The 26305-nt window shown below is 50.9% G+C and carries 15 protein-coding genes, 1 tRNA gene and 1 pseudogene; 8 read left to right on the top strand and 9 right to left on the bottom strand.

Going from position 1 to position 26305, the window contains the following annotated elements:
• Positions 1-147: 147 nt before the first annotated feature.
• The 4 genes and pseudogenes from EBB_RS19390 to EBB_RS26065 form a co-directional block, all read left to right on the top strand.
• Entirely contained in the window at positions 148-1626 is a 1479-nt protein-coding gene (locus tag EBB_RS19390) for a RimK family ATP-grasp domain-containing protein (protein ID WP_192395395.1), read from the top strand.
• On the top strand, positions 1623-2531 hold the full coding sequence (locus EBB_RS19385; protein ID WP_192395394.1) for a carbohydrate kinase family protein: 909 nt from the start codon (positions 1623-1625) through the stop codon (positions 2529-2531). The genes EBB_RS19390 and EBB_RS19385 overlap by 4 nt, the downstream gene beginning before the upstream one ends.
• A 320-nt stretch (positions 2532-2851) precedes the next feature.
• Entirely contained in the window at positions 2852-4081 is a 1230-nt protein-coding gene (locus tag EBB_RS19380; protein ID WP_223146877.1) for a DUF262 domain-containing protein, read from the top strand.
• Between the two features lie 53 nt (positions 4082-4134).
• Positions 4135-4626, top strand: a pseudogene (locus EBB_RS26065) (AlbA family DNA-binding domain-containing protein); the annotation flags it as partial.
• A gap of 1329 nt (positions 4627-5955) precedes the next feature.
• Here the strand turns inward: EBB_RS26065 and EBB_RS19375 are convergent.
• Positions 5956-6840 (bottom strand): LysR family transcriptional regulator, encoded by an 885-nt coding sequence (locus EBB_RS19375; protein WP_192395393.1) that lies wholly within the window; start codon positions 6838-6840, stop codon positions 5956-5958.
• A gap of 154 nt (positions 6841-6994) precedes the next feature.
• On the opposite strand from EBB_RS19375, the gene EBB_RS19370 reads away from it, so the two are divergent.
• Positions 6995-7573: a beta-class carbonic anhydrase gene (locus EBB_RS19370; RefSeq protein WP_192395392.1), complete on the top strand. Its 579-nt coding sequence runs from the start codon at positions 6995-6997 to the stop codon at positions 7571-7573.
• A 524-nt stretch (positions 7574-8097) separates the two neighbouring features.
• Here EBB_RS19370 and EBB_RS19365 read toward each other — a convergent pair.
• The 8 genes from EBB_RS19365 to EBB_RS19330 form a co-directional block, all read right to left on the bottom strand.
• A complete protein-coding gene (locus tag EBB_RS19365; protein ID WP_192395391.1) occupies positions 8098-9105 on the bottom strand; it encodes a cytochrome-c peroxidase in 1008 nt (335 codons plus the stop codon).
• Between the two features lie 267 nt (positions 9106-9372).
• Complete coding sequence (locus EBB_RS19360; protein WP_192395390.1) at positions 9373-11745, bottom strand: serine protease; 2373 nt, start codon at positions 11743-11745, stop codon at positions 9373-9375.
• A complete protein-coding gene (locus EBB_RS19355; protein WP_192395389.1) occupies positions 11742-13553 on the bottom strand; it encodes a serine protease in 1812 nt (603 codons plus the stop codon). The genes EBB_RS19360 and EBB_RS19355 overlap by 4 nt, the downstream gene beginning before the upstream one ends.
• A gap of 382 nt (positions 13554-13935) precedes the next feature.
• On the bottom strand, positions 13936-17439 hold the full coding sequence (locus tag EBB_RS19350) for a response regulator (RefSeq protein WP_192395388.1): 3504 nt from the start codon (positions 17437-17439) through the stop codon (positions 13936-13938).
• Positions 17440-17455: 16 nt separating this feature from the next.
• The gene (locus tag EBB_RS19345) at positions 17456-17968 is read right to left on the bottom strand and encodes a YfiR family protein (protein ID WP_192395387.1); all 513 of its coding nucleotides are present in this window, start codon (positions 17966-17968) and stop codon (positions 17456-17458) included.
• The gene (locus EBB_RS19340; RefSeq protein ID WP_192395386.1) at positions 17968-20955 is read right to left on the bottom strand and encodes a TonB-dependent receptor; all 2988 of its coding nucleotides are present in this window, start codon (positions 20953-20955) and stop codon (positions 17968-17970) included. Before EBB_RS19340 ends, EBB_RS19345 begins: the two co-directional genes overlap by 1 nt.
• Positions 20956-21035: 80 nt before the next feature.
• Positions 21036-23057, bottom strand: coding sequence for a GGDEF/EAL domain-containing response regulator (locus EBB_RS19335; RefSeq protein ID WP_192395385.1), 2022 nt, complete (start codon positions 23055-23057; stop codon positions 21036-21038).
• Positions 23058-23103: 46 nt separating this feature from the next.
• Entirely contained in the window at positions 23104-23526 is a 423-nt protein-coding gene (locus EBB_RS19330) for a response regulator (RefSeq protein ID WP_192395384.1), read from the bottom strand.
• Positions 23527-23903: 377 nt separating this feature from the next.
• Between EBB_RS19330 and EBB_RS19325 the strand changes: the two genes are divergently transcribed.
• The 3 genes from EBB_RS19325 to dbpA all read left to right on the top strand — a co-directional run bounded on the left by EBB_RS19325 (position 23904) and on the right by dbpA (position 26154).
• A tRNA-Ser gene (locus tag EBB_RS19325) sits at positions 23904-23991 on the top strand.
• 95 nt (positions 23992-24086) lie between these two features.
• Positions 24087-24440: a DUF6538 domain-containing protein gene (locus EBB_RS26770; protein WP_371741600.1), complete on the top strand. Its 354-nt coding sequence runs from the start codon at positions 24087-24089 to the stop codon at positions 24438-24440.
• A gap of 325 nt (positions 24441-24765) precedes the next feature.
• The gene (gene dbpA / locus EBB_RS19320; RefSeq protein ID WP_192395383.1) at positions 24766-26154 is read left to right on the top strand and encodes an ATP-dependent RNA helicase DbpA; all 1389 of its coding nucleotides are present in this window, start codon (positions 24766-24768) and stop codon (positions 26152-26154) included.
• The last annotated feature ends 151 nt before the right edge of the window (positions 26155-26305 follow it).

The following is a 26305-nucleotide window of genomic DNA, read 5'->3' as shown; positions in this document are numbered from 1 at the left end:
GTTCGGGGACGGTAATTGTACAGTGTGGCAAACCCCCAAGCCGCAAGCAATAGGTAGCAGCAGAGGGAATTGCAGAATTCGGCTTGTCTTAATACCCGACTGGTTTCAAAATCCCCGCCCAACACAAACCTTTCGGGCATTTTAACCATGGCAAGCACGCTGCTGGTCGTTGACGACCTTTCGGATTGGAATCCTTATTACCCTAGCGACCAGGTGGTCAGCTTTGAAGACTATCTGGCCAGCGAACAAACCGATCCCGACCAGCGGGTGCGGGTAATCAACCTGTGCAGCAGCTACACCTATCTATCTGACGGCTATTATTGCTCGCTACTGGCCGAGGCTCGTAATCATCATGTGATTCCGTCGGTTAAAGTCATCAACGACTTGGGCAAAAATGCTTTGTATCGCCTGCAACTGGAAGATTTAAACCAGCCACTGGCACGTGCTTTCAAACATCAAAACAAAAACGGCGAAGTTACCCTGCACAGCTATTTCGGCACTACGCCGGAACCCGCATTCCAAGAATTGGCGCGGCTATTGTTCGAGCGTTTCGCCTGCCCAATTTTGGAAATTAGTTTGCGCTTTGAGCAGCAATGGCAAATCACCGATCTAAAAGCCGTCTCGCCCAAGCAATTGGACGATGCCATGCAGACTTTGTTTGCCGATGCTCTGGATCGATTTAGCAAAAAAGTCTGGCGAAAAAGCCGGACCCGAAAAACCGCACGTTACGATTTGGCGATTCTGATCAATCCCTCCGAACAACTGCCGCCCAGCAATCGCGGCGCGCTGAAGAAATTTATCGATGCCGGCAGGCAGCTGGGTATCGACGTGGAACTGATTACCTTGAATCATTACGGCCGCCTGCCGGAATTTGATGGCTTATTCATCCGCGAAACTACCGCCATCGACCATCACACCTACCGTTTCGCCAAAAAAGCGGAAGCCGAAGGCTTGGTGGTGATCGACGATCCCACCTCCATCTTGCGCTGCGCCAATAAAGTCTATCTGGCCGACCTGTTTCGCACCCATAAAGTGCCGTCGCCGAAAACCTGGATCTTACACAAGGGCAACACCCAACACTTGGACAATCTGGAGGCCAGCGCCGGTTACCCGGTGGTGATCAAAATCCCGGATGGCTCGTTTTCGCGGGGCATCGTCAAAGTGCATAACCGCCAGGAACTGGAGGACAAAGTCGCCGAGTTATTCGAGCAATCGGCGCTGTTGCTGGCCCAGGAGTTTTTGTACACCGATTTTGACTGGCGCATCGGCATCTTCAACCAAAAAGCCCTGTACGCCTGCCGCTACTTCATGGTGAAAAACCATTGGCAGATCTACCGGCACGGCGCCAAACGCACCGACAGCGGCAATTTCGATACCTTGCCGACTTTCGAAGTCCCCAAAGGCGTGCTGGACGCGGCATTACGGGCCACACAGCCAATAGGCAACGGCTTGTACGGCGTGGACGTCAAAGAAATCAAGAGCAAAGGCTATGTGATTGAAGTCAACGACAACCCCAGCATCGACAGCGGCGTGGAAGACAAGTATCTGGGCGATGAATTGTATAAAGCTATCATGAGCGAATTTCTAAGGCGCATGGACAATCGCAGTAAAGGAGTCGCGCAATGACCGCCACACCGCTCCACGTACTTTGTATCGGCCACGCCAGCTACGACTTGGTGTTTTCGGTACCGCATCATCCCGGTGCCGATGAAAAAATCGTCGCCGACGACTTGCTGGGTTGCGGCGGCGGACCCGCCGCCAACGCCGCGGTCACAGTGGCTAAACTAGGTGGTAAGGCCGGCTTTTGCGGTTATTTGGGTAATGACGTGTATGGCGACAGTCATTTGCAGGAGTTGCAAGACCATAACGTCGATACGCGCTTCGTGGTGCGTGGCGAGTCGCCCACCCCGTTGTCCACGGTGCTGGTAAAACCGAACGGCCAACGCGCCTTAATCAATTACAAAGGACAAACCAGCGCCCTGCCCGCCACCGCTATCGACTTTGACGGCTTAGCAGCCAAAGTGCTGCTGTTCGATGGTCACGAGCCGCATATTTCCCTGCGCTTACTGAATCAGTTAACCCACCCGGTACCATCGGTGTTAGACGCCGGCTCGCTGCACGACGGCACTTTGGCTCTAATGGACAAAGTCGATTATCTGGTCTGTTCGGAAAAATTTGCCGTGCAATATGCCGGCGATGAAAACCTAGCCTTATCCAAACTGGCGCAAATTGCCCCGGTGGTAGTCATTACCCTGGGCGAACGCGGCTTGATCTGGCAACGCGGCCAGGAACAAGGCAGCCTCAGCGCGCCGCCTATCGTCGCCATAGACACCACCGGCGCCGGCGATGCCTTTCACGGCGCCTTTGCCGCCGGCCTTGCCAAAGGCTTGAGCTGGGTAGAATTATTGCGTTACGCCAGTGTGGCCGGCGCGTTATGCTGCACCAAAATAGGCGCCAGGCCAGGTTTACCTAGCTTGAGTGAACACCAAAAGATGCTGGCTAGCTGGCCGGCGAACGGTGAATCAGAATAGACACGAGGCTTTCCGTCTATTCTTCTTGCCAACTCAGTGATCGAGTGATGCAAATAATGAATAAGCGAGTGGAATTGACGCTTAGCGCCCGAATGGGAAGCCTGTTTTCCACACTCTAGTAAATTGCACTCTGCCTGAGTTGTATCCAAATTGAAAACTGCTGTCCATTCAGAAGAATTGTCGGCAATCAATTCCCATAGGATTGTGCAAGCAGGGAACAACTCTATTTTGGCAATGAATTGCGATGATGTGGTAATTTCATGGTAGATATACAAAACCGTTCAATTATTTTAAAAAATTAGTTAGTTAAAGGGAAATATATGAGCATCACTCCAAGGGGTATGAGTATTCAAGAAGCTTATCGAAACTATCGAGATGGGAAACTTATAGTTAACCGGAAATACCAGAGAAAACTTGTTTGGAGTTTGTCCGAAAAACAATCTTTAGTCGATAGCATAATGAAGGACTACCCAATCCCATTAATTCTGTTAGCAGAGGACTCTCAATCGGGATCGTTTGAAATAATGGATGGAATGCAACGTCTTAACGCGATTTTTTCGTTTATAGAGAACCATTTCCCTCTCAATGAGAGATATTTCGATATAGAAGAGTTTTCAAGAGCTAAGCAGTTGGCGAATGATGGTTTATTTAAAGCAGCTGAAAAAGGTGAAAATACGTTCTTGAGTCCAAATGAAGTGGCAGACTTTCTAGATTATCAGCTGGCAGTAACAATTTTTCCCTCTGCAGGGGAAGATAAAACAACTGATGTGTTTGGTCGGATCAACTCCGGTGGGCGTCAATTAAGCTTACAAGAAAGACGCCAAGCAGGCATGGTAGACGACTTTTCTATACTTGTAAGAAAATTGGCGTCTGAGATTAGGGGAGATGCATCCAGGGAAATCCTACCACTATCTGAGATGCCTGAAATAAGCATAGACTCTGTGCGTGCCGATATGGGTTATCAACTTAAAGCAGAAGAAATATTTTGGTGTAAACAAGGTGTGATGTGGACACGTCAACTTCGAGAAAGCGAAGACGAGGAGATTATCTCTGATATCTGTGCATCAATCGTGATGGCCCAACCTATCGCGAGAAGCAAGGAGCTTCTCGATTTATTTTATGATCCAAACAGCAAGGAATATGAGCAATTAAGGCGCGCATTAACACTTTATGGCGTAGACAAGGTTTATGAGGAAGTTAAAGTAACACTATCAGTCTTGCGAGAGATTATTGAAGCATATAGCCGTGAAAATAATGCATTGAGAGCTGTAATTAACCCAGGCTCAACCAATCCTATTAAAACAGCCTTCTATACATTATTCATGGCAATGCATCAGTTGGTGATAGTTGAGGAGCTTTCCCCGAATGACAACCAAAAGATTATGGGGGCAATTAAAAATCTGCAAAGTGACATAAAAACCACAGCTAAGTACTCTAAGACAGAAGATAGAATAAAAAATATCGACAAGACAAAGGGTTTAATTTCGCGCTACTTTGTAAAAAAAGATCCACCAATGCTAAACACGGAGCCGGGCTTGCTCTTGACCTAGAGAATTCGCTTAGAAGATCAAAGGTTGAAACAGGAAGGTATGAATGTAAACAGGGTTTTGTAGATTTATCGATGGATCGATCTATAGATAAAAATCTTCCCAATAAGTTACTGGAAACTATTTGTGGAATAGCTAATGTAGGCCCTGACGCAGATGGTTTTATATTCATCGGCGTTGCAGATAATAAAAGTGATGCTGAACGAATAAAATCACTTGATGGAATTGACTATGTCGTTGTGGGCTCTCGGTATGTAGTTGGTATAGAACGAGAATTCTCGTATTTAAAATGTGATCAGGAATCTTATCTAGAGCGTATTCTCGCCTTCATTAGAAATTCCGAACTAAGTGATAACTTAAAAAATCAAGTTTTGTCTCAAATAGACTGTGTTGAATATAAAGGACTTTCGGTAATTAGAGTAAGAGTACCTTATCAAAAGGAAGTATCCTTTTTGGGTGAAGTTGCCTATACAAGAGAAAACTCATCAACTATTGAGGCTAAAGGTAAAAAGTTATTAGCCATCGACGATCTATTTACAAGGCATTGAATTACAGGACCGTAGGGCGGATAAGCGGAGCGTCATCCGCCGCCTTAGGATGCCTCTCGATGCATGACGCTATCGCTTATGCATCCTACGACTGCGGACGATTATAGGGTTGCAAACGAACAGTTAGAGGTCATTGAAATTGCTTCAGCATGAGACAGTTATTGACCGATAGCCGAGTAAGCCTGCCAACAATACATTGATCAATTGCATTCAATTCCAGTGCGATTGATTGGTGCCCGGTATGATTTTTTTCTGGGATTAGGGATTTCCCCATCATTCGGACCTTGACGCCTAGCGCTAATCGCATTGAGCTATTCGCGCAAACCCCGTTCGCTCGGACCAAACTAAAACACGTTGCCGCCTGGCTTAGTAAGCTGGCGAGTAATAAAGAAAGCTTTGCGACGATAGCAAATTACCTCGTGCGCGAGCCTAATCCCTTTGCGCGCGAGGCATTCTGCCTGACTGGCGAATGAATTTGCCTCGCTCGCAAGGCTTTTAGGTTTAATCGCAAGGTTTGGCAGGCTTGCGCGCAAGATAAAAATGGTTGCGACGATAGCAAAACACCTCGTGCACGAGCTAAAACAGGTTGCGCACAAGGCGTTTTGCCAGAGGGGCAAATCAATTTGCCTTGCCCGCAAGGCTTTTAGGTTTAATCGCCAGGCTTGGCAGGCTTGCGCGCAAGATAAAAATGATTGCGACGATAGCAAAACACCTCGTGCACGAGCTAAAACAGGTTGCGCGCAAGGCGTTTTGCCAGAGGGGCAAATCAATTTGCCTTGCCCGCAAGGCTTTTAGGTTTAATCGCTAGGCTTGGCAGGCTTGCGCGCAAGATAAAAATGATTGCGACGATAGCAAAACACCTCGTGCACGAGCTAAAACAGGTTGCGCGCAAGGCGTTTTGCCAGAGGGGCAAATCAATTTGCCTTGCCCGCAAGGCTTTTAGGTTTAATCGCCAGGCTTGGCAGGCTTGCGCGCAAGATAAAAAGCTTCGCGACGATAGCAAAATGCGTTGCGCGCTAGGCATTTTGCCTGGCGGGCGAATCAATTTGCCTCGCCGGCAAGGCTTTTAGGTTTAATCGCCAGGCTTGGCAGGTTTGTGTGCAAAGTAAAAAAGATTGCGACAATAGCAAAAGACCACGTGCGCGAGCCTAAATGCTTTGAGCGGAGCGTCATCCGCCACGTTGGCTAAGCCTCTCGGGGCATGACGCAATTATTTATGCATCCGGTGATTGCAGACAATTTTACGGCGGCACATAAACAGCCAAAAGGTACGCGATGCGTACCCTACACCCTTATGGGTTTTGACCTGATATGCTCACCCAAAAGCCGCTACCGCTCAAAATACTCCAACAAAAAATCAATGAACGTCGTCAATTTGGCAGGATAAAACCGACGTTGCAGATAGGTGGCGTAAATGGCGATAGCCGGACGGCGGTATTGGCTGAGGATTTCCACCAATTCGCCGCTTTTTAAATACGGCGCGACCGACAATCTCGGTGCCTGTACGATACCCATCCCCAGGGCCGCCGCCTGGCACAATGCCCGCCCATTGTTAGACGCCAACACCCAATCGGATTTGATCTTTTTTAATTCGCCGTCAACATCAAACAACCAAAATTCGCCATGCGGGGTATCCACGTAGTGTAAGCACTGATGCTGGTTCAGTTCGTCTATGCTCTGCGGGCAGCCTTTTTCCGCCAGGTAGGCCGGCGCGGCATAGGTGCACAATTCGGTCTCGGCAATCTTGCGCGCCACTACGCCGGGGTCTAGGGTGTCAGTCACCAACAGGGAAATGTCGATACTACCGACCCGCAAATTCGGCGGCTTGTTATCCAGCGACATTAAAATCTTCACTTCGGGATAACGTTTTAAGTAGCTCTCGATGGCCGGCACCATATACATGCCGCCAAAATCGATGGGCGCGCTGATCTTGATGGTGCCTTTCACCCGCTCGCCCAGCTGCGCGGTGGATGCTTCCAAATCGGCCAAATCTTCCAGCAATTGCTTGCTGCGGTTGTAGTAGGCTTCGCCGGCACTGGTCAGGCTTAGGCTGCGCGTAGTCCGATGCAGCAATACCACGCCCAGGGATGCTTCGAGTTGGGCGATATACTTGCTAATCATCATCGTCGATAGCTTTAACTCCTTCGCTACTGCGGAAAAAGTCCCTAACTCGACGATTCGGCAAAATACCCGCATGTTGTTAAACTTGTCCATGACGCCTTCACTATAAACTTATGGTTTATATTTTATAAACCAATTAGCGTCTTTAAACCAGGATTCCGCTTGGCTACAATGCCGCCCGGAGATAGTCGTTACCTCGTCTGGTTTGCAGTTCAGGCCAGACGTTTTTTCACCCACCGAGGTTTTTATGAGCAAAATTCACAACGAAGTACTATTAGCCAACCGCGATTATGTATCCAGCTTCACCAAAGGCGATTTGGCTATGCCCCCCGCTCGTCAGTTTGCCATTCTGACCTGTATGGATGCCCGACTGGATCCCGCTAAATACGCCGGTTTATCGGAAGGCGACGCGCATGTGATTCGCAACGCCGGTGGCCGCGCCAGCGACGACGCGATTCGCTCCCTGGTTATTTCTTACAAATTACTCGGCACCAAGGAATGGTTTGTGATTCATCACACCGACTGCGGTATGGAAACCTTTACCAACGACATCATGAGCGACTTGTTGGCCAGCAGCTTAAAAACCGCCAGCGTTGATGCCACCGGCTGGCACGACAGCGGCGTTGGCCCAGGCTCCACCGATGGTAAATATATCAACTGGCTGACCATCAAAAACCAAGCCGAAAGCGTGTTGGAAGATGTGAAACGCATTAAAGCCAGTTCGCTGGTGCCTAGCGACATTCCGGTTTACGGTTATGTTTACGACGTCAAAACCGGCCGTTTGATCGAGGTACCGGAAGCGACTGCCGCCGGCCAAGCCAGCTAAAATTTGCTGCCAGCCTTCGGGACCCGTGATTTCTATTGCCTGATAGGCAATGGCATTCCCGTAGAAATTGAAGTGATAGAACTCAAAGTTACGCTACTTTGATCAATGCGCTCCCGCCAATGCGGGAGTGCCCTAATTGCCAAAGATCGCGCCAGTCTATCCAGCTGAGTAGCAGGCCTAGATATGACGCAACGCACACGGCAAAGGCGTGCCGGCTTCTTCGCCCGACTGGGCAAAAACCTGCGCTGAACCAAATCTTTACACACCATTCCCCGAGGCTCAACGCACTATTAACCCGGCCCTATTGATCAGTGCGATTCCGTTCGGACTGAGGGCATCAAAGCCGTTGCTAGTGTGCCCTTCTACAGACTCAGTACCCTCAAGGACATAAAGGCGAACGGTTTTTAAGGGGCGGGAATAATTTGCGCTTAGCCCCGATGCCCCCTGATTTCACCGCAAAGCCGCTATCATGTCGAAAAAAAGGGGCCTTTCGGCCCCCTTAATATTTAGCTACCTGGTAAAGCTCAGTTAAAACTGGAACCGGGTGTTCCTGGCAATTGCGGCATGGTTTGCGCTGGGAATTCGCCGGTCAGCGCATTCAAAAACGCGACGATGTCAGCCACGTCGGCATCGGACAACTCTTGATTTAATTGCAATTTACCCATTAACCAAACGGCTTTATCCAAGGTTTTGACCGAACCGTTGTGCATGTATGGTGCGGTCAAAGCAACGTTACGCAGAGTCGGCACTTTAAACATGTGCTCGTCGCTTTCTTTTTTGGTGACTTCCGCCAAACCTTTGTCTTTTTGGAAGTGGTATTGCGCTTCGAAAAAGCCGCTGGAGTTAACAGGGAATTTTTGGAACACCCCTGGGCCATTAAAGGCCGGACCACTGTGGCAGCTGGTGCAACCCACTTCCACGGCTTTTTTCAGGCCGCGTTCTTGCTGTTCGGTCAAGGCGTCTTTATCGCCTTTGACATATTTGTCATAAGCGCTATTTGGCGTAATCAACGTTCTTTCGTAGGCGGCAATCGCTTTGGTGGCGTTGTCTTTGGTTATGGCTTCCGCGTCGCTACCGAAGGCCACTTCGAAAGCATGGCGATAGCCTTTGATGGTTTTCAAGCGCGCGACCACGTCATCCCAACTTTTCATGCCCATTTCAATAGGGTTGGTGACTGGACCTGCCGCTTGCGCTTCCAGGCTGTCGGCGCGGCCGTCCCAGAATTGCACTTTATTGAATGCCGCATTCCAGACTGTCGGCGCACTGCGGCCGCCGGTTTGGCCGTTGACGCCCATAGAGTTGGGCCGATTATCTTCGCCGCCCAGCATGGTGTTGTGGCAAGACGCGCAAGAAACGGTGCCCGTGGAAGATAGACGCGGATCGTGATATAGCATTTTACCCAGTTCAACCTTTTCGGGGGTTGTGGGGTTGTTGGCAGGCGCTGGCGCCGTGGTGGGCAGCGCGTCCGCCGCCATGACAGACATCGAACCAGTCAGCGCTATCGCAGAAACCAGCATACGAAATTTAAACATGAGATCCTCCTAAGTAATTATAGTTAGCCGTGGGCTACGGAATTGTAAGATATTGACGCTCGGCAGGTAAATTAAATTGCATCGTATCGACCGCAAACTGCAAAGCTGGCAGCCGGGCTTATAAAACCGTCAGATGTATTTATGAACTCGCCATGCGCTGCCGTCGCTACACACGTTTAATGGGCACTTGTTCGCAATCGATAAATTTTGTATCTATAACATTTATAGGGACTGCTTGATAAGCAAAAACTACCCAGAGCAATACGATTAATCAGGCAAAGCTTGCGCTCCAGACACCCCTTGAGATACAGCCATTGCCTTAACTGATTGTGCCAATTGAGGGCTCCTGGCTTTGATTTTATGATAGTTAGTCAGTGCCGCATCACGATTGTTGTCCATCAAATAAGCCAAGGTCACAATTGCCAAAGCTTGCGGCAACTCGGGCTGAGCTTTTAGCGCTACATTGGCGTGGGTTCTGGCTTTTTCCGCTTGCCGAGAGTTTAGGTAAGATTGCGCCAAATACAAACGGGCATCAAGCGCGGCCGGTGCCAAGGTAATCGCTTTTTCCAGGGACGGTATTGCCTTACCCAGGTTATTGCTGCGCATGTGCGCCTCACCTAAATTGATCCAGGCATTAGGCAACTGGGGGTCTAAATTGGTCGCGGTTTCCAGCGCGCTGACTGCTTCTGGCAAACGGCCAAGCTTCAGAAGAGCGTAGCCTTTACTGCTCCAGTTAACTGCGGTTGACGGATCGATCTTCAACGCCCGCTCTATGTACGCCAAGGCTTTTTGCAAATCTCCGTTCCGGCCGTAATACCCGGTCAAACGTTGAAGTACCAGCGCATTGTTGGGCGCTAACTTTTCGGCTTTTTCCAAAGTCTCTAGGGCCTGTTTTTTTTCGCCCAGCATTTCCAATGCTTCTCCGAGTGATGCCCAATCGGCGCCGTCTGCAACTTCCGAGTTCACCACCTTGGAAAAGGCTTCCACCACGCCCTTGTAGTCGCGGTTTTCTTGTTTCAATATGCCTAGCGACCGCCATACATTCCCTGAGCTTGGGTCGAGTCGAACGGCTGCTTGGATATCCTGCAATGCCCCCTGCTTATCGCCCAGTTTACTTTTGACATTGCCGCGATTAGCCAATATCTCGGCGACGATTTTCGGGTTGTCCGGCCTTAGCGTGTATGCCTTGTCATAAGCCTGCTCGGCTTCCTTTAAGCGGTTGGTACTTTGCAATACCCCGCCTAAACCGGTCCAAGCGTTGGTGGTTTCCGGCGCAATCTCAATCGCTTTCCGAAAGGCTTTTTCGGCATCGGCGTAGTGTTTGCGGTTCGATTCGGTAAATCCCATCGAGACCAAGGTCCCGGCACTGGACGGATTGTTGTCGGTATTTTTGCCAATCGCCAAGTGGGCGGCATCGGGATTGCCGTTACGGGCCAGTACATTCGATAAAGCCTGTTTTATCTTATCGTCCAGCGGGTTTAATCTTAGCGCTGTCCGGAAGGCTTTCGCCGATTCATCGGCTTGGTTAAGTCTATCGGTAACCATACCAAGTATGCGCCAGTGGTCGCTTACCCCGGGTTCTAAGCGTATCGCCTGCTGAACCGCACTATAGGCCTCCTTGAGTTTACCGTCTTCCAGCAACCATTCGGCCTTGGTTGTATAAAGATTGCCTTGTGTCGGCGCTATCTGCTCCGCTTTTTGTAATATCTGTTTCGCCTCGTTTTTATGCCCTTGGCTATACAATAATTTTGCGAGTACAAACCAAGCGAATTCATTTCTGTCGTCTAATCGCACTGCGTCTCGTAAAGCAGCTTCCGATTCAGCCGAGTTTTGAGTGATCGTTGCCACACCCAAATAGGCTGCAGCCATTGATGAGTCCGGCTGCGCAGCTCGCCAGTTACGAACGTGCTTTTCAAATTCCGATAGTTTGGCAGCCGCTTGTAGCGCCTGAGCTTCTTCCATCCAGTGTGGCTCTGGTCCCGGAAACTCGGCAACGGCAGGCGCGGCGACGCCGCGTTTGTTCAATTCGGTTACCCAATTCGCAGGAAGCACAATATTCAGGTTTTGGCCGGCGCTGAGTATAGCGGTAGTAATACCCAATAACCGACCTCGGCTGTCGAACAGGCCTCCTCCGCTGGAACCCGGCGATAGCGGCACACTTGCCAAAATCACCTGTTCGTCGCGATAGGGACTGATACTGGAAATCAAGCCGGAATTGACAGAAAGTCCAAACCCAAGCGGATTGCCGACTGCGTAAACGGTTTCGCCGATTTTTAAATCATCAAGCAATCTGAATTCCGGCAGTGGCATTGGCGTCAAGCCCTCCACGCTGAGCAGGCAAATATCCCGGGTGGGGTCCGCCTGGGTCCAGGTCGCCGCGTAGTCGTGATCGCCAGCGGTTACTTTCAAGCTATGAGTCTCTCGAACCACATGGCAGTTGGTGACGATACGGTCTTTATCTATCGCCACGCCGCTACCTTGGCCCTCTTGCTGGCCTTTTTCATCGAAAGCGATGATAGTCACTACCGATGGCGACACATATTTAAACAAGCCTTCGGCATCGTACTCGGCGCGCGTTTCGCAGCCCGGTAAACCCAATAAACAGAGAAAAATTGATACAGCCTGTTGTACTTTGTTCACGGCTGATGCTCCTCGAAGGGCAAAATGGCCGTTCGGTAAGCGGTCTCCGCATAGGTGCTATCGACTCCTCGCAGTTTTTCGTAGGCAATCCTGACATCCTTATCCCGGCCTGCTTGGTGGTATTCTTCGATCAAAGCTGCCCAGACCTTGCCTTGTTTAGGGTCGATTTCCAGGGATTTTTCCAGCGATTTAATACTTTCCCGAGTTCGTCCGAGAATCCCCTCGGTAAAACCTTTTTGCCGCCAAACCATAGAATCGTTAGGAAATTTTTTTAGCAATTGAGCGTCAATTTCCAAGGCCTCTTGCCCGCGAAAGCTATCTTTCAAAGATAAGGCCAGTCCGTATTGCCATTCAGGGTTGTCGGGTTCCAGCCGAACCGCTTCCCGATAGGCTTGGATCGATTCCGGAAAACGCTGTAATTGAAAATAACTGCTGCCCAAAGCCGCGTAGACCCAAGCTTTGCCTGTTGGGCTGCCCTGCAAGCTTTTTTTGAAAGCTTGGCTTGCATCCAATGGTCTGCCGAGTGCAATCAAGGTTTGTCCTTTCCAATACTCAGCGTCGGCTTTTTGTTCGTCGGGTACGTTGAGTCTTTCCAAGAGGACGTAGGCGCGGGCTGGCCGGCCTTCGCGGATATAGGCCTCGACCAACTTAAATTGGACCGCCGGTACGTCGGGATTTAGTGCCGACAAGCTTCGCCATAATTGGGTGACCAATCCTCGATCGTTTCGCCGTTCGGCAATGCCAATCAAACCTTGATACGCGGTCAATTGCCAGGGATTGAAAGACAACGCCTTGCGATAGGCTTCTTCTGCTTTGGCTGCGGTACCGGCAGTTTGCTCGGTTTGCCCGACGATAGTCCATATTTCGGCGTCTTCCTGGCGTAACGAAAGCAGTTCATGAGCCAATTGCAGCGCCTCTGTTTGTTGATTACGCTTTAGCTTTACTCTGACCAATCCTGCGCCGGCAGTCGAAGACGTGGGTTCCAGTTCATGCAGCTTACGCCAGGCGTTTTCTTCACTATCCAGGTTGCCATTTTTTTCAGCTGCCAACGCCGCCCAACGCCAGGCATCGACATCAGTTTGATGTCCGCCTATCCACTTTTCGGTATGTTCGGCCAGCTTTTGCCATTGTTCCTGATCTTGTAATTGTGCGGCGGTTTCCCGAAATTGTTTGTATGCCGAGTCGGACTTGTCATGTTGCTCAATCTCCGCCAGCCATTTCGCGGAAATCGCAAAATTCACATTCTGTCCATCCCGGTGTCTATAAGTGATGATGCCCAACAAATGTCCTTCGGCATCGAGCAAAGCACCGCCATCGGAGCCCGGTGAAACCGGTGCGGAAAACTGAATATAATCAATACCAAGCTGAGTGCGAATACCTGAAACCACGCCTTCTGAAATACCGACACCCAAGCCTAAGGCATTGGAAATAGCGTAAACATGAGCTCCTGATTGCAAGGCTTGGCTAGCGTCAGCACTAACGATTTTAGTCAACTCGGCTCCAGGCACCGACAACAAGCAAAGGTTTCTCTGACTATCTCTGGCCGAGATCGTTGCCAGAAACGATTTGCCATTCGCGACTATGCGTAATTGCCGCTTACCTGTCATCGCGTCACAAATTGTGACTACGCGATCTTTCGCAACAGCAATCGCTGTTAATGATTGTAAGGATTTGCCCGAATCATCCAGGTCTTCTAAAACCGTGACAGAAAGTTGCGCTTGCTCATAAATCTCAACGGAATTAAGCGGTTTTGCCGCAACTTCCGGGAGATAAGTCCCTAAGCAAAGCAGTAGGACAATCTGTTTCATTCGACCTCCAAGTTGTCAATATTCGGCGGGTAAAAAAATAAGAATACTGTAATAGCGAAGTAACTATTGTAAGTAGCTCAAGCGCAAAAGACTAGTGCGCAAAATAGGTTGCCTTGCATTAATTCATGACAGTAGATGTTGATAAATCCACTTTATATCTTTTTCGTTAGAATTAATCTGACGGCTTTATGTCGTTTTTGCGCCATTAGTGAACTTGAGGTGGTGTCCATATTATTTCGATTGCAGTAAACCAACAATCTCAACCCTGTCTTGCACAGAACGCTTGATTTCCCTATTGCTTATTGACTACGTTTTGCACAATGCAGAAATATTTTCACCTATTAGCCAAGCTGATGTTTCAAGCTTAGAATGGTAATAGCCGTTAAAACTTTTGCAACAACTCGCTCAGCTGCGTCAGTGCCTCGTCGATGGCAAATCGGTCGATTTTTTTGGCGATGTCCTCCAACAAGGATAAATACTGATGACCGGCCATACTAAGCTGCAATTGCTCCAACATGGCTTCGGCCGCGCCTAGATCGCTTTCCAGCAATTGCGATAATTTCTGTAAATCCGCCGCTATCTCGGCGTCGGTAACCTTTGTCACAAGCGGATCCGTGTAGGGCGATTGGCTGTTCGCCAGAGCTTGCAAGGCTTCAATTTGCCCGGTTACTTGACGCAAAAATTCTTCCATGAGCTGCAAGTGTTCGGCGGGCGGTATTTGATTTTGCTTAAGTACAATATCGACACCGGCGGCGGCTTCGAACAAATCCGTCGCCCCCAGATTGCCGCTAACCCCTTTCAAGGCATGGCAACGCTCTTCAGCCTGTTTGAGTTCCCCGGCATTGATCAGACCGCGAATCTCGGCGACCGCATCCGGGTAGTGTTCTTTAAAACGGTATAACTGTTTGCGATAGGCCTCCGGATTACCGCCGATCCGGCGTATGCCTTGCACAATATCCAGGCTGGTCAAGGTTTGTAAATCTTCGGGATAATCGGCAGCTTGATAAATCCGCACCGATTCCTGGCCCTGTTCGCCGTCGGCCGTGAGCGGAATCCAGGTCGCCAATGCTTTGAACAAGCGGTCGGGATCAATCGGTTTCGTAACGTGATCGTTCATACCTGCCTCCAGGCTTTTTTCGACATCACGAGCCATGGCATGGGCGGTCATCGCGATGATAGGCATAGTTGCAAAGCGTTGATCGTTCTCGGATTCCGCCAAGGCCCGAATTTTGACGGTGGCTTGCAAGCCGTCCAGCACTGGCATCTGGATGTCCATCAAGACCGCGTCGTAATGATGCTGCCTAACCATGCTGACCGCTTCTTCGCCGTTCACCGCTTCGTCAACCTGAATCTCGTGACTGCGCAGCAATTCGCAGGCAAATTCGCGGTTGATTTCGTTATCTTCCACCAATAACAGCCGAATCCCTTGCAATTGTTTGATGCCGGCGATGTCCGCCCCGCCCAATTGCTTAAATTTATCCACCGCCCCAAGCACTCGGCCGCGGCCCAGCGCGGACAAAATCGCATCCAGTAACGAGGACGGCGATACCGGCTTGATCAAAAAGCCATCGATACCAGCCCGGCCCGCCAAAACCATCACATCTTCGCTGCCGTAAGCAGTGACCATGATAATCTTGGGCTGCGGCACCAGGCTGGTGTCGGCGCGAATCTGCCTGATCGCCTCATCGCCGTTCATACCCGGCATTTTCCAGTCCATCAACACCACATCGAAAGGCTGATCGGCCGGCGCCTCGCGCAAAGCTCTCAGCGCCCCGGCCGCACTGGCCGAACAACTCACCCGTAATTGAAACGGCCGCAACATATCGCTGATGATTTCCCGGGAGGCTTCGTTGTCATCCACCACCAATACCCGCACCTCGGCTAGCAACACGCCTATGCTTTGCTCCAGTGCGTCTTGATGCAGCAAGGTGTCCGTAGCAACGCCCAAGCGCACGGTAAAACAAAAGGTTGTGCCCTGGCCCAGTTGCGACTGCTCGATCCAGATCCGGCCCTGCATCATTTCCACCAGGGTTTTACAGATAGCCAAGCCTAAACCTGTGCCGCCAAAGCGCCGGCTGGTGCCCTGATCGGCTTGGGTAAACTCTTGAAACAGTTTTTTCTGATCGTCTTCCGACATACCGATGCCGGTATCTCTGACCGAAATCCGCAAATCGATAGTGCTATCGGTTTTGGCCAGGCAATAGAAAGCCAGTTCCAATTCGCCGGCTTCGGTGAATTTCAGCGCGTTGCCGCATAAATTGGTCAACACTTGGCCGAAACGCAAGGGATCGCCTAACAACACCGGTGGAATTTGCGGGTCGTGACGGATCAGAAACTCGATGCCTTTCAAGCCGGCTTGATAACCGATCATGTCGGCCAATTGCTCCACCACGCTATCGAAACGAAATTCGGTTTCTTCCAGCGCCAATTTACCGGCTTCGATTTTGGAAAAATCCAGAATATCGTTAAGAATCCCCAACAAAGTGCGCGCGGAACTGTGGGCTTTTGCCAAATAATTGCGTTGCGACGCGGTCAATTCGGTCTGCAAAGCCAGATGCAACATGCCCAACACGCCGTTCATCGGCGTGCGAATCTCGTGCGACATATTCGCCAGGAACTGGCTTTTAGTCTGGGTGGCCGATTGAGCGGCGTCTCGAGCCTCTTTCAACGCCAGCTCGGCCTGTTTGCGTAAGGTCACATCTTCGTAAGTACTGACGAAACCGCCATCGGCTATCGGCCCGCCGCTAATCTCGATGACCCGGTTGTCCAATCTTTGCCGGGTAAAATTGTGCGGCCGAAAGTGTCTTATTTCTTCCAGCAACTGCCGCAGATCGGCATCGGGATCACGAAAACGCAACTGCGGATCGGTTAAATCAAACTGCACGAAATCGGCATGGTCCCTACCCACTTCCAGCATGCTTTCTGGATAACCGCGCACTTCGCTGAGCTTTTTATTCCAAACCAATAACTTTAAGTTGCTGTCAAAGGCGATCAAGCCCTGCGACATGCTATCCAGCACGGTGGCCAGCATCACGCTGTTATGCGCCAATTTGGCGTTAATTTCCGCCAACTCCGTGGTGCGGGCAGCCACCCGCTCTTCCAGACCTTCGTTGATGCTGGCCAATAGTTTTTCATTCTCGGCAAGCTGCCAGTTCAAAGCCAACAGTTCGCTATCGCGAGCTTCGATGGTGGCTATCATCGTGTTGAAGGCTTGAATCAGGGCGCCCAGTTCATCGTTACTCTCTTGCGCGGCGCGCAAGGTGTAGTTCTTTTCACTGTTGATAGTCTCGACAGTTTTCTTCAACCTGACCAGCGGACCGGACACCACTTGCTGCAAACTGGAAGCCAATAGCAAGGCAAACAGACCGGATAAGATCACAATACCCATCGCCGCAGCCAAAAAATCCCGCCATAAGGAATCCAGCTCGGACAGGCTGGAGGCTATCCAAACCCTTCCCAAAATGCGGCCGTCTAAGGCTATCGTTTCGCTTATGGTGCAATAGGCATCGTCGAATCGCGGCCGCTCGATAGCCGAAGGCTCGGGATGTTGCAACGGACAAGCCAAGCCCGGTTCGTAAAGTGCAAATAACTGATTGGCGCTATCGTAAATACAGGCCGATACCACGCTCTGCTTGACGCTTAAAGCGGCCAACGTGGCGTTGGCGACACTGCTGTCGTTGAACGACAAAGCCACGGTACTGCGATTGGCAATGATGCGGGCCAGAGAACTCAAATCCCGGCCCATATCCTCTTTTACCCGCATGTGTTCCTGGGCAATAAAACCGGCCCCTGCCAGCAGCAGGGACAAGATGCTGGTTGCCAACATGATCAGCACCAACTTGGTTTTAATAGTCAGATCGCGTTTAAATTCAGCCTGGTTTGTCATGGGTTTCTGGAGTGAATTATCGGACGATACGGGCGATTTCCATCAACAAGGCGTTGACTTTTAATTGCGCACGGCGCACGGCGTCCGGATTGATTTCCAGCTTGATCTGGCCGTTTTCGCTATAGAAACCGATACAGCCGCCGCGGCCGGCAAACCCCTCGGCATCGCTGACAGTCAATATCTGATTGCCGCGCACCTGCTGTATTAAGGCTTGCAATTCCGGCGCGTCATGGCCGATATACAAAATCTGGCAAATCTGTGGGTCGTCTATGCCCGACCAGATTTGCAATAAATGCCCCTTGGTATCGCGGCTAGCCAACTCGCTCAGAAAGTTGACGATAGGTTCGGCGCCGACGATGCAGACATGCAGCGTATCGTTCATCAGCGCGGGCCATTCCACGAACTTGGTGAAATTGAACACATAATTGGCCTTGGTTTTGGCGTTGAGCATGTCGTCGGCAGCAGCGGCGCCGAAACTGCTGAGCAACCCCCACAACAATAAACCCGCGCTCACTAACTTGCCCGGCATCAAAACTCCAGGCGGGCGGTCAATTTCACCGTCAAACTCGGTCCGGCCAGCACAGTCAGCGGCGCACCCAAATTCGGCGAGGCAAAGTCACTGTTAAATGCCGCATAATTTTTAAAATCGAATAAATTCAATACATCCAGGCGCAGCTTCATCCGGGTGTCGTGCGGCGTATCGAAATTTTTTATCAGCGCAATATCGACTTGTTTGTATCCCCACCACTGCCCCGGAAAAATAAAATCGCTACCCTGCGGCGTAAAGGTATCAAAACGGCAAGCACCGCTTGCACAGTTGACCCCGGAGCGGGTATCCGGGGTTGCCAGCGTCAGTTTGGTGGAAAAAATCAAATCCCACGGCAAATCGACACTGGCGGTTGTCACCAGTTTATGTTTTCTGACCCCGGCGGTATCCAGCCATCCGTTGGTGTGGGTATTGGGATGTTCAAACAAATAGCTGCTGTTATCGAAGAAAGACTGCGGTTTGTTTTCCTCGGAATCGGTAAAGGTGTAGGCAAAAGTCATTCCCCAGCCGCTATCTTTGCTGTACGGTTTTTCGGCTTTGACAAATACCGAATTGGTTTTGGTCTGTACGCCGTTATCGAACAAGATCAATTGCCCAAAACCCGGTACAGCCTGAAACGTACCCCCGAACTCGGATCCGGCTGCGTAAAAGCTGCCGTCGGCATTGCGGCCGCCCAGCAAACCGACCAAACCGTTGTAACTATGTACGTGCGACAAGCTGACTTCGGTATGCCAGTCGCCAAAACGGTTGCGCATGCCGATATTAAATTGGTCGGCATAGGGCGTCCGCAGATTGTTGCGCATCAAATTGATTTCCCGGCTGCTACCGGCACTGGCGCCGGTCAATGCCGACAATTGCGCTGGCGTATAGTTTAAATACTCGGGATTCCAGGCAATGCAATCGACACCGGCAACACAATCGTAATTGGGGTCGCCCTGAAAATTGACGCTAAAACTGGGATAACTGCCCTTGGTACGCTCCAGTTGCAGCACATCGTAAATATGGCGGTCGTAGGCTTTGGCGTAGCCGCCGAACAACACATGCCGCTGGTCTTCGAATAGGTCGTATGCCAAACCTAATCTGGGCGCAATATTATTGCTGTCGGCCGCCCGGTTAGCGCCATTGCTGAGGTAGTTTTCGATGTCGTAACCGGTATTGGCGTTGTGAATGTTGCGCCAGTTGCGGAGCGCGCTGCTGACATCGCCGGGCGTGACATGGTTTAGATAGCCGGGGTTGTATTCGTAATCCCAGCGGACGCCCAGGTTCACGCTCAAATGTCGATTAGGGTTCCAATCGTCTTGCAGATAAGCGCCGAATTGCGTCACGTCGGATTGGGCGGAACCGTCACTGCCTCCGGCTAATGGCGTTGCCCAACGCACTTGATACGGACGGGCCGTAGGGTTGTTTAAATTTAAGCCGAACTGCGGATTGTAAGGATCCCGCTCCACCGCACCGAGTTCTATCTGTTTAACTTTAGCGCCCAACTTTACGACATGGCTGCCATGCCAATCCAAACCGCTAAAGGTTAGATCGTCTTGAAAACCCGGTCCGCTTTGGCCCTTGTCCTGATAATTGGTCGCACCGCCGCTATTCAGCACACTCTGGGTATTCAGATTACCCCCACTCAAACTGCCATCCAGGCGACGCAGCAGCAAACCCGCGCTTTGCGTGGCCGGCAATTGCCGCCAATTGGCATCCTCATAAGTAAACCGGGCTTCGTTGACCCAATGTTCCGCGCTGTATTGATATTTAAAATCCAGGCGTTTTTCGCTGTTACCCTTTGTCAGTGCGTAAGACTCGGCGTTTTGACCGCCAATGCCCAACGTTTCGGTTTCGTCGCGCAACTTAAAAGACACTTCAATCAAGTTGCTATCGTTAAGCGCCCAATCCAACTTACCGAAAAACAAATCCGCCGTAAACGGCCGGTTCACGCTGCCCAGCTGCGCCTGATACGGCTCGGTTAAGCGGGAGCCGTCAGCGGCGCGGACATTGGCGTAATCGTCATTCAGTTTTCGTTCGTATGCCATGAAAAAATGCGCGACATCCTTGGCGATGGGACCGCTTAAGGTCACACCGAATTGCGCTTGCTCGGTGTCGCGCTTGCCGCCCGCTAGTTGTTCGCTTGGGGTGACGCTGCGCAGGTCCTGATTGGTGTGATCGTAAAATGTTTCACCGTGAAAGGTATTGCCGCCGGATTTGGTCTGCACCGAAATTGCCGCGCCGCCGACTTGATCGTACTCGGCTTTATAGTTCTGGCTGATGACCTTATATTCGGCAACTGCCGATTCCGGAAACACATTACCACGACTGGAATCCTGGCCGGCTACGCCGCCCCTGACCACATAGTTTTTCTGACTGACGCCGTCGATAAACAAATTGACGCTATCCGGCCGCTGCCCGCCGCTTTGCAAGCGGGTACTGCCATTCTCATCGTTTACCACATTCACGCCGGGCGCCAGATCGGCATAATTTAGAAAATTGCGGTTTACTTGCGGTAAGCGCTGCATTTGCTCGGGCGTTAGATAGGTAGCCAACTCCGCTGAGTTGCCCTCACTGGTCTGTTCGGCAACGCTATTATCATCGCCTAACGCAACGTCTACCAAGGCCACCTGCCCCACTTGCAGGGTCAGCTCTTGACTGTTTTGCTGGCCGTCCAAGCCTAACACCTTGAGTTGGTAACGGCCGGGTTTCAATGCCATCAGCACATAAGAGCCGTCTGCTCGGGAAAAGGTCCGCGTGGAAAAACCCCGCTCCAGGCTGGTGACGATGATTTGCGCGCCTGCTTGAGTATCAGCCCCCCGCAGCGTGACTTGCCCGCGAATTGTCGCCGCGCTGATGTCGGCGTGCACCGGATGACTCCAGCAGATTATCGTCAGCAGAACGCTGGCGAACCGGCAGCCCGTGATACCGACCAGGCTCTGCCAAGCTATCGTCTTGCCGAGAGGATGTTCATTAAAAACCGGCCGCATCCTAAAACTCCATCCCGGCTTTATCACCAGAGCTGCCTGAATCAGACTGATTCATGTCGTCACCCGGACGCACGTTGGATTCAATCATGGCGGGGCGTCCCCAGCGTTTGCGGTGCCGGTTTGCCCAGATAAAAACCTTGCGAAAAATCGATACCCAACTCAACGACCTTGGCTTGAATCTCCGCGCTACCCACAAATTCGGCAACCGTGCGCATGCCTAAGCGCCGCGCGGCATCGACGATGACGCGGGCAATCACTTCAGAATCGGGATTGTCGATAATATTCATGATGATGGAGCCGTCGATCTTTAAGTAATCGATCTTTAACCGCAATAAATGTACGAAATTGGAATAGCCGCTGCCGAAATCATCAATCGCAAAATGACAGCCATAGCCTTTCATGCGATTAACAAACTGCCGTACTTCCTCGTAACTTTCGATACCTTCAGATTCGGTAATCTCCAACACAATGCGCGAACCGACGCCGGGCTGGGAGAGTTTTTCGGCAATGAAGCTCACCGTATTGGCATCGATAATATCCTCGACGGTTAGGTTGATACTCATCTCCCCCTCCGACTCGGGCAAGGCTTTTACGACTTGCTCGATGATGGTGCGAGTCAAGGCGGTATATTGCCGGGTGCGTTTTGCCACCCCGAGAAAGCTGGGCGGAATCACATTACCCTCTTCGTCTATCATCCGCATCAGCGCTTCGTATTTCACGACTTTCCCGCTGCGATTGTCGATGATGGGTTGATAAAAAGGCACGATGCGACCGTCGGCCAGGGCGCTGCGAATTTTCTGGCTCCAGTGGATGTTGTCCTTGTAGTGCGATTTGATCTGCATCTGATCGGTATAAATCAAATAATCCCGACGTTCGATCCTGGCGCGCTCCAACGCCAGCGCCGCATGCGTATAAGGGTTGTCGGCCCCCGAACAGATGCCAGCGGTCACGCGGATGTTAATCTTGTCTTCGCCGCAATCGATCGCTTCCGATTCCAAATACTTGATAATTCTGTCTATCAGTTGCTCGAAACGCTCGGCATCGCCACCATTTTTGGAGAGCAAAGCAAATAAATCGCCCCCGATGCGGTAAGCCTGCGCATCGGCGCCGCTCATTTTTTGCAAACGCTCGCCAATTTCCAACAAGACTTTATCGCCGTTGCGCAAACCGTAAAAATCATTGATGGCTTTGAATTGATCGATGTTGATCATGCCCAATATTGACGGGCCGGCGTTTGCCAAATCCTGCATCAATTTCACCCGGTTGGGCAAGCCGGTTAGCGCATCCGTGGTCTGTTCCCGAATCAATTCTTCCTGTTTGATCAAATGGGTGACATTCACGCTGGTAGAGATAAACTCGCGAATCGCACCGTCGGCGTCAAGGATGGGGACGATGGTGTTGTTGATGTAAATCACCTCGCCGCATTTAGTTAGATTGCTGTAGGTGCCGCGCCAGATTGCACCGCCCAAAATCGTGTTCCATAACTCCCGATGCAAACCCGGAGCGGCGTCGGGATCTTTGAGAATCCGGCTGGTTTTGCCTATCACCTCCTCGCGGGTATAGCCGTAGGTTTGCACAAACGCATCGTTTACAAAAGTGATTACGCCGTGCGGATCGGTGCGGAATACGATATTGGACACATCCGTGGCATGCCGGTATTCGCTCAGACGTTTCACCCGGCCTTCCAGAGCGCGGCGTAAGCGGCTCAGTTCCAGATGCGTTTTGACCCTGGCCCGTACTTCGTCAATATCAAACGGCTTGGTAATGAAATCGGCGGCGCCCATGGAAAAACCGCGAATTTTTTCGATGGACGCTTCGACTATCGTCACAAAGAGAATGGGTATCCCCGCGGTTCTAGGATCGCTCTTAAGCCGCCTACAAACCTCATAGCCATCCATCCCCGGCATTCTGACGTCCAGCAATACCAAATCAGGCGGTGTCGGGCCTTGCGCCAACTCCACCGCACGCATGCCTTCCGTCGCCACCATAATGCCGTAATCGTCCTTAAGTGCTTCGAGTAAGCCGTGAATATTTTCGGGAAGATCATCTACCACCAAAATAGTCGGCCTGGGATTGAGCGATAGGGATTTGTCTTTGTTCATCGTCCAGGAAAATAGTTAGATCAGCGTTGCCAATTGACCCCAACGATTATAGTCTGCCATAGCGTTTCCGATAGGTGGCCAGCTCCAAATGCAGTCTAACCCGAGCTAGAAGCAACTCGGGCACTACTGGCTTGAGTAAATAGTCGTCGGCGCCCAGTGCCATACCCTTGGCGTCGTCACCAACTTCGGCCGCCGCAGTCACAAAAATGACCGGGATTTCAGCTGTTGCCGGATCACCACGCAGATATTCCAACACCTGGTATCCATCCATTTCCGGCATTTTTATATCCAGCAAAATTAAATCCGGAGCCGACGCGCGCCGGGCGATTTCCAGGGCTTTTTCACCGGAAGTAGCAGCCATCACCGCATAATTTTGCCGCAAAATATTCAGCAAGGTATGCAGGTTTTCGTGAACATCATCGACAATCAGAATTTTTGGTTTTTCGTTTGAAATACAAATATCGTTCATAGAGCTCCCCCGTTCACTCCGATAGGCCATCGACAAAATGTGAGTTCACTCTCCAGCAAACCCCTGCGCAAACTTAGTCCACGATCCACTGAAGAGCAAAATTCAACAAATTATTTATCCGGCAGAACATCATCAACCGAGCCCAAGTAACGGCTTCTTGGACGCTAAGCCAATGACTAAAACTGGATTGCCTTTTAGGGAAGTAACGACCACGGGAAATTCAAGGCCTAGGTCAATAACCGAGAAAATACTCGTCAGAATTGCAAAATAACCGTGTATCTATTATTCTAGTCGGGATTGGGCGGTCGCTATCACAGCGACAAAAGCAGATTGAGCTCTGAAGCACTAAATCTGCCGATTAGCCCAAAAATGTATTAGGAGAGATGGCCGAGCGGTCGAAGGCGCACGCCTGGAAAGTGTGTATACGGCAACGTATCGAGGGTTCGAATCCCTCTTTCTCCGCCACGATTTAACTTATTGAGAAACATGACGTTTTTCAATTTTAGACCCTCAAGTCACAGCGTTTTGTTACAAAAACCTGTTACAAAAAGGGTCAAATCTTGACACGCATTCGCTATCTGTTTCGTAGACGAAGCATCTACTATTTTCGCTTTGTCGTACCTCTTGAGTACAAACACTCACTAAGCTTTAGTCACGTCACAATCAGTCTCAAAACTGAGATTAGAGATCAAGCAGAATCAAAAGCTCTGCAATTTTCAGCAAACATCAAATCGTTTTTGCTTAGCCTGAAGTCAGATCAACAATTCTCGTTGACGCGGGAAGAACTGATAAAAACATGGCTCACTTCAGGGTGCAGTACTGTAGTAGCGACACCTTCCTCTATAACTGCCCCAATTTCTCAATCAAGAGCTTCGAAACTGTCAGTCGTCGTAGATAATTTTTTGAATCGCTAATCCCAAAAACAAACCCACATTGTCAGCGAGGTCTGTCTTAGCAGATACCAGTCGACGTCCCTCCATCCCGACACCCAAAGTCTCCCCGATTCTCTTAAGCTTTACCATACAAGCTTGTCGAAGCCCAGGTGGGTGCTTACTTCAATAAACTTAGTACCCTCAAGGACATAAAGGCGAACGGCATTTAAGGGTCGGATTAATAAAAATCAGCCGCGAATTGCAAGCCTGGCAGCCTATTGATTCGGCGAGGACCAAAAGTGCAACTCTGTTATCATTGCCTCCCGCATGTCGGCAAGCGCGCCGCATCATATCGATTAGAGCCTTTGTGAATACACCTGAATTTTCGTCCCTGCCCTTAAAACCCGCTCTGCTGGAAAACATCGAATCGCTGGGTTATACCCACCTGACACCGATCCAGGCCGAAAGTCTGCCGCATATTCTGGAAGGCAAGGATGTGATCGCCCAAGCCAAGACCGGCAGCGGCAAGACTGCGGCGTTTGGCATTGGCTTGTTGTCGCGGCTGGATTTGAGCAGTTTTAAAGTGCAAGCCATGGTGATTTGCCCTACCCGCGAATTGGCCGATCAGGTTTGCAAGGAAATCCGCCAATTAGCCCGCTTCACGCAAAATATTAAAGTGCTGGCCTTGTGCGGCGGCACACCGTTTGCCCCGCAACGCAGTTCACTGGAACACGGCGTGCATGTAGTGGTGGGAACGCCGGGCCGTTTGCAGGAACACCTGCAAAAAGCCAGCTTGCGCCTCGATCATTTGAAAGTGCTGGTGCTGGACGAGGCCGACCGCATGCTGGACATGGGTTTTGCCGACATCATCTCCGACGTGATTTCCTATGCACCGACACATCGGCAAACGCTGCTGTTCTCCGCGACTTACGCCGAGCCGATTCGCGCCTTGAGCCAGAAATTTCAATTCAAGCCGGTGTCTGTCAGCGTCGAAACCAGCCATCACGACAACCCTATCGAACAACGTTTTCATCAGGTAGACAAAGCCAAGCGCCTGAACGCGCTGGGTTATTTGCTGGCTTATCATCGCCCGGAATCGACGGTGGTATTTTGCAACACCAAGCGCGAATGCCAGGACGTAGCGGATACCTTGAGCAATTGCGGCTTTTCCGTACAGGCCTTGCACGGCGATCTGGAACAAAAAGACCGCGATCAAGTGCTGGTGCGCTTTGCCAATAAAAGTTGTTCGATTCTGGTTGCCACTGATGTTGCCGCGCGCGGCCTGGATATTAAAGATATGCAAGCGGTGATCAATTACGAATTGCCCTGGGACCCGGAAGTCTACATACACAGGATAGGTCGGACCGGCCGGGCCGGCGCGAAAGGTTTGGCGCTGAGTTTGGTAAGCGAAGCCGAATTAAACCGCGTGAAAGCTATAGAAGACTATATGGCAGGTTCCGTGAAATGGGACGAAATCGCCCCGTTTAAACTGAGTAGCGAACACCGCTTCGAGCCACCGATGGTCACGCTATGGATAGACGGTGGCCGCAAAGACAAGATGCGACCGGGCGACATTTTGGGCGCACTCACCGGCGCAAATGGCATAGCCGGCAGCGAAGTAGGCAAAATCGACATTTTCGATAAACACGCTTATGTTGCGGTGAAACGCGGCAGTGCGGATAAGGCTTTGACCTGCTTGCGGGCCGGAAAAATCAAAGGCCGCAATTTCAACGTGCGCAAGTCACAATGGCATTAGGCTAAAACAGCCAGCAGCGGAGTTTTTGCAGATGTAAAACTCCGCCCAACACGGTCTTTCCTGATCTCCGCGGTCTCGGGAATTACAACGCCAGTTGGCAGTATGGCGTCTGGGTCCGCTGAATTAGGTCTACCTAGCCGAATGGCCAAAG

Source organism: Methylomonas fluvii (assembly GCF_014850975.1).
Classification (GTDB): Bacteria; Pseudomonadota; Gammaproteobacteria; order Methylococcales; family Methylomonadaceae; genus Methylomonas; species Methylomonas fluvii.
This window is presented reverse-complemented; position numbering and strand designations above follow the sequence as displayed.

Bases quoted from the DNA above. Each gene is read 5' to 3' on its own strand.
- EBB_RS19370 (WP_192395392.1), top strand. From the start codon at position 6,995: ATGAGCAAAATTCACAACGAAGTACTATTAGCCAACCGCGATTATGTA.
- EBB_RS19350 (WP_192395388.1), bottom strand. From the start codon at position 17,439: ATGACAAACCAGGCTGAATTTAAACGCGATCTGACTATTAAAACCAAG.
- EBB_RS19390 (WP_192395395.1), top strand. From the start codon at position 148: ATGGCAAGCACGCTGCTGGTCGTTGACGACCTTTCGGATTGGAATCCT.
- EBB_RS19385 (WP_192395394.1), top strand. From the start codon at position 1,623: ATGACCGCCACACCGCTCCACGTACTTTGTATCGGCCACGCCAGCTAC.
- EBB_RS19355 (WP_192395389.1), bottom strand. From the start codon at position 13,553: ATGAAACAGATTGTCCTACTGCTTTGCTTAGGGACTTATCTCCCGGAA.
- EBB_RS19345 (WP_192395387.1), bottom strand. From the start codon at position 17,968: ATGCCGGGCAAGTTAGTGAGCGCGGGTTTATTGTTGTGGGGGTTGCTC.
- EBB_RS19330 (WP_192395384.1), bottom strand. From the start codon at position 23,526: ATGAACGATATTTGTATTTCAAACGAAAAACCAAAAATTCTGATTGTC.
- EBB_RS19335 (WP_192395385.1), bottom strand. From the start codon at position 23,057: ATGAACAAAGACAAATCCCTATCGCTCAATCCCAGGCCGACTATTTTG.
- EBB_RS19380 (WP_223146877.1), top strand. From the start codon at position 2,852: ATGAGCATCACTCCAAGGGGTATGAGTATTCAAGAAGCTTATCGAAAC.
- EBB_RS19340 (WP_192395386.1), bottom strand. From the start codon at position 20,955: ATGCGGCCGGTTTTTAATGAACATCCTCTCGGCAAGACGATAGCTTGG.
- EBB_RS19375 (WP_192395393.1), bottom strand. From the start codon at position 6,840: ATGGACAAGTTTAACAACATGCGGGTATTTTGCCGAATCGTCGAGTTA.
- EBB_RS19365 (WP_192395391.1), bottom strand. From the start codon at position 9,105: ATGTTTAAATTTCGTATGCTGGTTTCTGCGATAGCGCTGACTGGTTCG.